The organism is Streptomyces sp. NPDC057616, assembly GCF_042800575.1.
Lineage (GTDB): Bacteria > Actinomycetota > Actinomycetes > Streptomycetales > Streptomycetaceae > Streptomyces.
The window spans coordinates 22,239-29,044 of the sequence record NZ_JBHVGU010000066.1 but is presented as its reverse complement, the minus strand read 5'-3'; the positions used below and the strand labels follow the sequence as shown (position 1 = coordinate 29,044).

The 6,806-nt window shown below is 70.4% G+C and carries 6 protein-coding genes and 1 riboswitch; of the genes, 4 read left to right on the top strand and 2 right to left on the bottom strand.

What is annotated here, in order from left to right:
• Positions 1-137: 137 nt before the first annotated feature.
• Positions 138-815, bottom strand: a complete 678-nt coding sequence (locus ACFU97_RS44185) for a potassium channel family protein (protein WP_384268494.1) — start codon at positions 813-815, stop codon at positions 138-140.
• Positions 815-1,486 carry a TrkA family potassium uptake protein gene (locus ACFU97_RS44180; protein ID WP_361270339.1) on the bottom strand — a complete coding sequence of 224 codons (672 nt, stop codon included), beginning with the start codon at positions 1,484-1,486 and terminating at the stop codon, positions 815-817. Before ACFU97_RS44180 ends, ACFU97_RS44185 begins: the two co-directional genes overlap by 1 nt.
• 437 nt (positions 1,487-1,923) lie before the next feature.
• Between ACFU97_RS44180 and ACFU97_RS44175 the strand changes: the two genes are divergently transcribed.
• The 4 genes from ACFU97_RS44175 (at position 1,924) to ACFU97_RS44160 (ending at position 6,791) form a co-directional block, all read left to right on the top strand.
• Positions 1,924-3,978, top strand: coding sequence for an APC family permease (locus tag ACFU97_RS44175; RefSeq protein ID WP_384268492.1), 2,055 nt, complete (start codon positions 1,924-1,926; stop codon positions 3,976-3,978).
• A gap of 91 nt (positions 3,979-4,069) precedes the next feature.
• Positions 4,070-5,398, top strand: a complete 1,329-nt coding sequence (locus ACFU97_RS44170; protein ID WP_384268490.1) for a class I SAM-dependent RNA methyltransferase — start codon at positions 4,070-4,072, stop codon at positions 5,396-5,398.
• 263 nt (positions 5,399-5,661) lie between these two features.
• Positions 5,662-5,734: riboswitch (cobalamin riboswitch) on the top strand.
• A gap of 60 nt (positions 5,735-5,794) precedes the next feature.
• The gene (locus ACFU97_RS44165) at positions 5,795-6,016 is read left to right on the top strand and encodes a CbtB-domain containing protein (RefSeq protein WP_384268487.1); all 222 of its coding nucleotides are present in this window, start codon (positions 5,795-5,797) and stop codon (positions 6,014-6,016) included.
• Positions 6,017-6,038: 22 nt separating this feature from the next.
• On the top strand, positions 6,039-6,791 hold the full coding sequence (locus ACFU97_RS44160) for a CbtA family protein (RefSeq protein WP_384268485.1): 753 nt from the start codon (positions 6,039-6,041) through the stop codon (positions 6,789-6,791).
• Positions 6,792-6,806: the final 15 nt, after the last annotated feature.

Here is a 6,806-nt window from a genome sequence, read left to right as displayed (position 1 = left end):
GGGTGTGGAGTAGGGGGGGGAGGGAACTTGCGGGGGGGGGGATCCCCGGCGGTGTTGGGGGGGGGTACGAGAGGGGGTGGCCCCCAGAAGGTGGGGGCCACCCCTCGTCGTCGTACCGAAGGCGGTGACCGGCCGGGTCAGCCCGTGGTGTCCTGCCTGCGCAGCGACAGCAGGTCCTCCAGCTGCTCCTCCCTGGCCTGGGCGGCCACGAAGAGCAGCTCGTCGCCCGCCTCCAGGGAGTCCTCCTTGGAGGGGGTCAGGACGCGGGTGCCGCGGATGATGGTGACCAGGGAGGTGTCCTCGGGCCACTCCACGTCGCCGACCTGGGTGCCGGCCAGGGCCGACTCCTCCGGCAGCGTCAGCTCCACCAGGTTCGCGTCGCCGTGGCTGAAGCGGAGCAGGCGGACCAGGTCACCGACGCTCACCGCCTCCTCGACCAGGGCGGACATCAGACGGGGGGTGGAGACGGCGACGTCGACGCCCCAGGACTCGTTGAAGAGCCACTCGTTCTTGGGGTTGTTGACGCGGGCCACGACGCGCGGGACGCCGTACTCCGTCTTGGCGAGGAGCGAGACGACCAGGTTCACCTTGTCGTCGCCCGTCGCGGCGATCACGACGTTGCAGCGCTGGAGCGCCGCCTCGTCCAGCGACGTGATCTCGCAGGCGTCGGCGAGCAGCCACTCCGCCTGCGGGACGCGCTCGACCGAGATGGCGGTCGGCGTCTTGTCGATGAGCAGGACCTCGTGGCCGTTCTCCAGCAGCTCGCCCGCGATCGAGCGGCCGACCGCACCGGCACCGGCAATGGCGACCCTCATCAGTGACCGCCCTCCTCTTCGGGACCCTTGGCGAAGGACGCCTCGACCTTGTCGACCTCGTCGGTGCGCATCATCACGTGCACCAGGTCGCCCTCCTGCAGCACCGTCTGGGAGGTGGGCAGGATCGCCTCGCCGAGCCGGGTCAGGAACGCCACCCGGACGCCCGTCTCCTCCTGCAGCTTGCTGATCTTGTGACCGACCCAGGCGGCGGAGGCGTGCACCTCGGCGAGCTGGACTCCGCCGGTGGGGTCGCGCCACAGCGGCTCGGCGCCCGAGGGGAGCAGCCGGCGCAGCATCTGGTCGGCCGTCCAGCGGACGGTCGCGACGGTGGGGATGCCGAGGCGCTGGTAGACCTCGGCACGGCGCGGGTCGTAGATACGGGCGGCGACGTTCTCCACACCGAACATCTCGCGGGCCACGCGCGCGGAGATGATGTTGGAGTTGTCGCCGCTGGACACGGCGGCGAAGGCACCGGCCTCTTCGATGCCGGCCTCGCGCAGGGTGTCCTGGTCGAAGCCGATTCCGGTGACCCGGCGGCCGCCGAATCCAGGGCCGAGGCGGCGGAAGGCCGTGGGGTCCTGGTCGATCACGGCGACCGTGTGCCCCTGCTGCTCCAGGGTCTGGGCAAGAGCGGAACCCACTCTTCCGCAGCCCATGATGACGATGTGCACGACCGTCCTTCCGGTGTCAAGAATCACTGCTCGGCCCGATCAGGGTCTCAGACCGACGCCCAAAGCTACACACCAGCGGTAGGACGTAGGCACCCCTGTGCACGGTTGCCGCGCGGCGTGTGAAATCAGCGCCGGCTGATGCTGCGGACGCTGGCGAGAGTCAGGATTCCGAGGCCGACGAGGGCCGCCGCGGCGCCGATCAACTCTGCGGTGGCATGCATGGAACCTCCGGGGAACGACAACAGGGCGATGACAGCGGGGAGTAGAGCGGTGCTTGTCATATAGGCATGCCGCGACGGCGGGCCGCGGAATCCGCAGCCGTGGCCTCGCTGTTTTCACCCGGAGGGCAGATCCGGAAGCGGCGGTTCACCGTTCCCGCACGGTCGAGGGTGGGGGAGGTGGTTCGGGGCCCGTTCGAACGCCTACGATTACCTGTTGTGTCCAAACTGACCGACGTGCCCAAACGGATTCTGATCGGGCGCGCACTGCGCAGCGACCGACTCGGCGAAACGCTCCTGCCGAAGCGCATCGCCCTCCCCGTCTTCGCTTCCGACCCGCTGTCCTCGGTGGCGTACGCCCCCGGGGAAGTCCTGCTGGTCCTCTCCATCGCAGGCGTGTCGGCGTACCACTTCAGCCCCTGGATCGCGCTCGCGGTCGTGGTGCTGATGTTCACCGTGGTCGCCTCCTACCGGCAGAACGTGCACGCCTACCCCAGCGGCGGCGGCGACTACGAGGTCGCGACCACCAACCTGGGCCCGAAGGCGGGCCTGACCGTGGCCAGTGCCCTGCTCGTCGACTACGTCCTGACCGTGGCCGTGTCGATCGCGTCCGGCATCGAGAACCTCGGCTCGGCCATCCCCTTCGTGGTCGAGCACAAGGTCTTCTGCGCGGTCACCGTGATCGTGCTGCTGACGCTGATGAACCTGCGCGGCGTCAAGGAGTCCGGAAAGCTCTTCGCGATCCCGACGTACGTCTTCGTCGGCGGCGTGTTCATCATGATCGCGTGGGGTGCCTTCCGCGGGCTGGTGCTCGGCGACACCATGCGGGCACCGACGGCGGATTACACCATCAAGGCCGAGCACCAGGGGCTCGCCGGATTCGCCCTGGTCTTCCTGCTGCTGCGGGCCTTCTCCTCCGGCTGTGCCGCGCTCACCGGCGTCGAGGCGATCTCCAACGGCGTGCCGGCCTTCCGCAAGCCCAAGTCGAAGAACGCGGCGACCACGCTCGCGATGATGGGCCTGCTCGCCGTCACCATGTTCTGCGGCATCATCGTGCTGGCCCTGACGACCAAGGTCCGCATGGTCGAGAACCCGGCCACCGACCTGCTCAAGAACGGCGTGGGCCTCGGCTCCGGATACGTGCAGAACCCGGTGATCACCCAGGTCGCCGAGGCCGTCTTCGGCAAGGGCAGCTTCTTCTTCGTGGTGCTCGCCGCGGCCACCGCGCTGGTGCTGTTCCTGGCCGCCAACACCGCCTACAACGGCTTCCCGGTGCTCGGCTCGATCCTCGCCCAGGACCGCTACCTGCCCCGCCAGCTGCACACCCGCGGCGACCGCCTCGCCTTCTCCAACGGCATCGTGCTGCTGGCCGGCGCGGCGACCCTGCTCGTCATCATCTACGGCGCCGACTCGACCCGGCTGATCCAGCTGTACATCGTCGGCGTTTTCATGTCCTTCACGCTCAGCCAGACCGGCATGGTCCGGCACTGGAACCGCCATCTGGCGGCCGAGAAGGACGCCGCCAAGCGCAGCCACATGGTCCGCTCGCGGGCCATCAACACCTTCGGCGCCTTCTTCACCGGCCTGGTGCTGGTGGTCGTCCTCGTCACCAAGTTCACGCACGGCGCCTGGGTGGCGCTGCTGGGCATGTGCATCTTCTACGCGACGATGACGGCCATCCGTAAGCACTACGACCGGGTCGCCTCCGAGATCGCGGCCCCCGAGGGCCCGAGCGACGACAGCGTGCGGCCCTCCCGCGTGCACTCGGTCGTCCTCATCTCGAAGATCCACCGCCCCACGCTGCGCGCCCTGGCCTACGCCAAGCTGATGCGCTCGGACACCCTGGAGGCGCTGACGGTCAACGTCGACGCGGCGGAGACGAAGGCGCTGCGGGAGGAGTGGGAGCGGCGCGGCATCGACGTACCGCTGAAGGTGCTGGACTCGCCCTACCGCGAGATCACGCGGCCGATCATCGAGTACGTGAAGGGGCTGCGCAACCAGTCGCCGCGGGACGCCGTGTCCGTGATCATCCCCGAGTACGTGGTGGGCCACTGGTACGAGCACCTGCTGCACAACCAGAGCGCGCTGCGGCTCAAGGGACGGCTGCTGTTCACGCCCGGCGTCATGGTCACCTCGGTGCCCTACCAGCTGGAGTCCTCGGAGGCCGCGAAGCTGCGGGCCCGCAGGCGGCAGGACTGGAGCGCGCCGGGTTCGGTGCGGCGCGGTCCGGCCCAGTCGGGCCGCCCGAAGGAGCCCACCGGCACCCAGGGCTGACGCTCGCCGGTCAACGGCCGGACGACACCCACGTAGACTGGTGGGCTGTTGTCCGGCCGTTTCGCATTCGACGTTGTGGAGTCACCCCGCCATGCAGGCAGAACCGAAGAAGTCGCTGGTGGGGGAGGAGTACGAGGTCGAGGTCGGCCCCGTCGCCCACGGCGGGCACTGCATCGCCCGTACCGCCGAGGGCCAGGTCCTGTTCGTCCGGCACGCGCTGCCCGGCGAGACGGTCGTGGCCCGGGTGACCGAGGGAGAGGAAGGGGCCCGGTACCTGCGCGCGGACGCGGTCGAGATCATCAGTCCCGTCAAGGACCGCATCGAGGCGCCCTGCCCCTACGCCGGTCCCGGCCGCTGCGGCGGCTGCGACTGGCAGCACGCCAAGCCGGGCGCACAGCGCCGGCTCAAGGGCGAGGTCCTCGCCGAGCAGCTGCAGCGGCTCGCGGGCCTCACGCCCGAGGAGGCCGGCTGGGACGGCACGGTGATGCCGGCCGAGGGCGACAAGCTGCCCGCGGGCGAGGTGCCCGCCTGGCGCACGCGCGTGCTGTACGCGGTGGACGCCGCCGGCCACGCCGGCCTGCGCCGCCACCGCTCGCACGAGGTCGAGCCGATCGACCACTGCATGATCGCCGCTCCCGGGGTGAGCGAGCTGGGCATCGAGAAGCGCGACTGGAGCGGCATGGCCTCCGTCGACGCGATCGCCGCGACCGGTTCGCAGGACCGCCAGGTGATCCTGACACCGCGTCCGGGCGCCCGCCTGCCGATCGTGGAGCTGGACAAGCCGGTCTCGGTGATGCGCGTCGGCGAGAAGGACGGCGGGGTGCACCGCGTGCACGGCCGCCCCTTCGTCCGCGAGCGCGCGGACGGGCGCACCTACCGGGTCGGCAGCGGCGGCTTCTGGCAGGTCCACCCGAAGTCGGCCGAGACGCTGGTGACCGCCGTCATGCAGGGCCTGCTGCCGCGCAAGGGCGAGATGGCGCTCGACCTGTACTGCGGCGTCGGCCTGTTCGCGGGCGCGCTCGCCGACCGGCTCGGAGAGCAGGGCGCGGTGCTCGGCATCGAGTCCGGCAAGCGCGCCGTGGAGGACGCCCGGCACAACCTCGAGGGCTTCGACCGGGTACGCATCGAGCACGGCAAGGTGGAGTCCGTGCTGCCGCGCACCGGCATCACCGAGGTCGACCTCATCGTCCTGGACCCGCCGCGCGCCGGCGCGGGCCGGAACACGGTGGCGCACCTCGCCTCCCTCGGCGCCCGCAGGATCGCCTACGTCGCCTGCGACCCGGCCGCGCTCGCCCGCGACCTCGCGTACTTCCGGGACGGCGGCTACCGGGTGCGCACCCTGCGGGCGTTCGACCTGTTCCCGATGACCCACCACCTGGAGTGCGTGGCGATCCTGGAGCCGGCGGACAAGTCCCGCTGACGCGCACCGAGCGCACCGAAGCGGCGGGTCCGGCGGGTCCGCCGTGCGCAGGCCGTCCTTGCTGAAGAAGAGGCAGTGAGGCGCCGGCGGCGGTACTCGCCGATGAACTGGGGTCATGATCAGTCGAGTTGACGGGAGTTCAGCGGGCGAGGGTCTGCGGACGCCGTCCTGGGCGATGGCGAGAAAGATCACGCCTGGTCGGGCGGTATTGGCCATGTCCGCGACACGCGATACCGTCGATGCGATATCGACGAAGGCAAGACGGAAGCCGGTGGGAACCCGGCACGGTCGCGCCACTGTGTGTCGCAGCCTCGCAAGGGCGGCGGCGAGTCAGACCCGTAGCCCTCGTCCTGTGCACCATCGAAAAGGGACGCGAACTCCCGGAGAGGCACTGCCATGGCGCAGCACGTCGCCCAGCCGACTGCCACCACTCCCACCCTCCCCGCCAAGCTGCCGATCGGCGCGATCGTCCCGTGGGCGGTCTTCTTCGGCATCCTGATGCTGGTCCTGCTGTACTTCGTCGGCGCCGAGCAGGGCGCCACGTCCGTCCTCTCCGGCTCGGACGTCCACGAGTGGGTGCACGACGCCCGCCATCTGCTCGGTTTCCCCTGCCACTGACGCAAGGGACCCCGACATCCTCATGAACTCCGCAACGGTAAGAAAGCTGCTCGTGCGGGGCATGCTCGCCGGCCTCGCGGCCGGCGTGCTCGCTCTGGTCGCCGCCTACTTCCTCGGTGAGCCGTCCGTCGACAAGGCGATCGGCTTCGAGGAGGCGCACTCCCACGAACACGAGATGGAGATCGTCTCCCGTTCGCTGCAGTCGACCGCCGGCCTGGCCACCGGCGTGCTGATCTACGGCGTCGCCTTCGGCGGCATCGCCGCGCTCGCGTACTGCTTCGCGCTCGGCCGCGTCGGCCGCTTCGGCCCTCGCGCCACCGCGCTGCTGCTGTCCGGCTGCGCCCTGCTCGCGGTGTACGTGGTGCCGTTCCTGAAGTACCCGGCGAACCCGCCCGCCGTCGGCAACGGCGACACCATCGGGAAGCGGACCACCCTGTACTTCCTGATGATGGTGCTCAGCGTGCTCCTCGCGGTCGCCGCGACCATCCTGGGCAGACGGCTCGCCCCGAGACTCGGCAACTGGTACGCCACCGTCGTCGCGGTGGCCGCGTTCGCCCTGGCGATCGGCCTGGCCTTCGCGTTCCTGCCGGTGGTCAACGAGGTGCCCGCGCACTTCCCGGCCACCGTGCTGTGGCGCTTCCGTCTCTCGGCTCTGGCCATCCAGGTCACCCTGTGGGGCGCGTTCGGGCTCGCCTTCGGCGAGTTGGCAGAACGGCTCCTCAACCCGCGGCCCGCGAAGGCGTCCGCGCCGTCCGCGGTCACCGCCCACGGCTGACGGTGAGCTGAGCCG

Coding starts and splice junctions, on each gene's coding strand:
- ACFU97_RS44185 (WP_384268494.1), bottom strand. CDS start 815: ATGAGGGTCGCCATTGCCGGTGCCGGTGCGGTCGGCCGCTCGATCGCG.
- ACFU97_RS44170 (WP_384268490.1), top strand. CDS start 4,070: ATGCAGGCAGAACCGAAGAAGTCGCTGGTGGGGGAGGAGTACGAGGTC.
- ACFU97_RS44165 (WP_384268487.1), top strand. CDS start 5,795: ATGGCGCAGCACGTCGCCCAGCCGACTGCCACCACTCCCACCCTCCCC.
- ACFU97_RS44160 (WP_384268485.1), top strand. CDS start 6,039: ATGAACTCCGCAACGGTAAGAAAGCTGCTCGTGCGGGGCATGCTCGCC.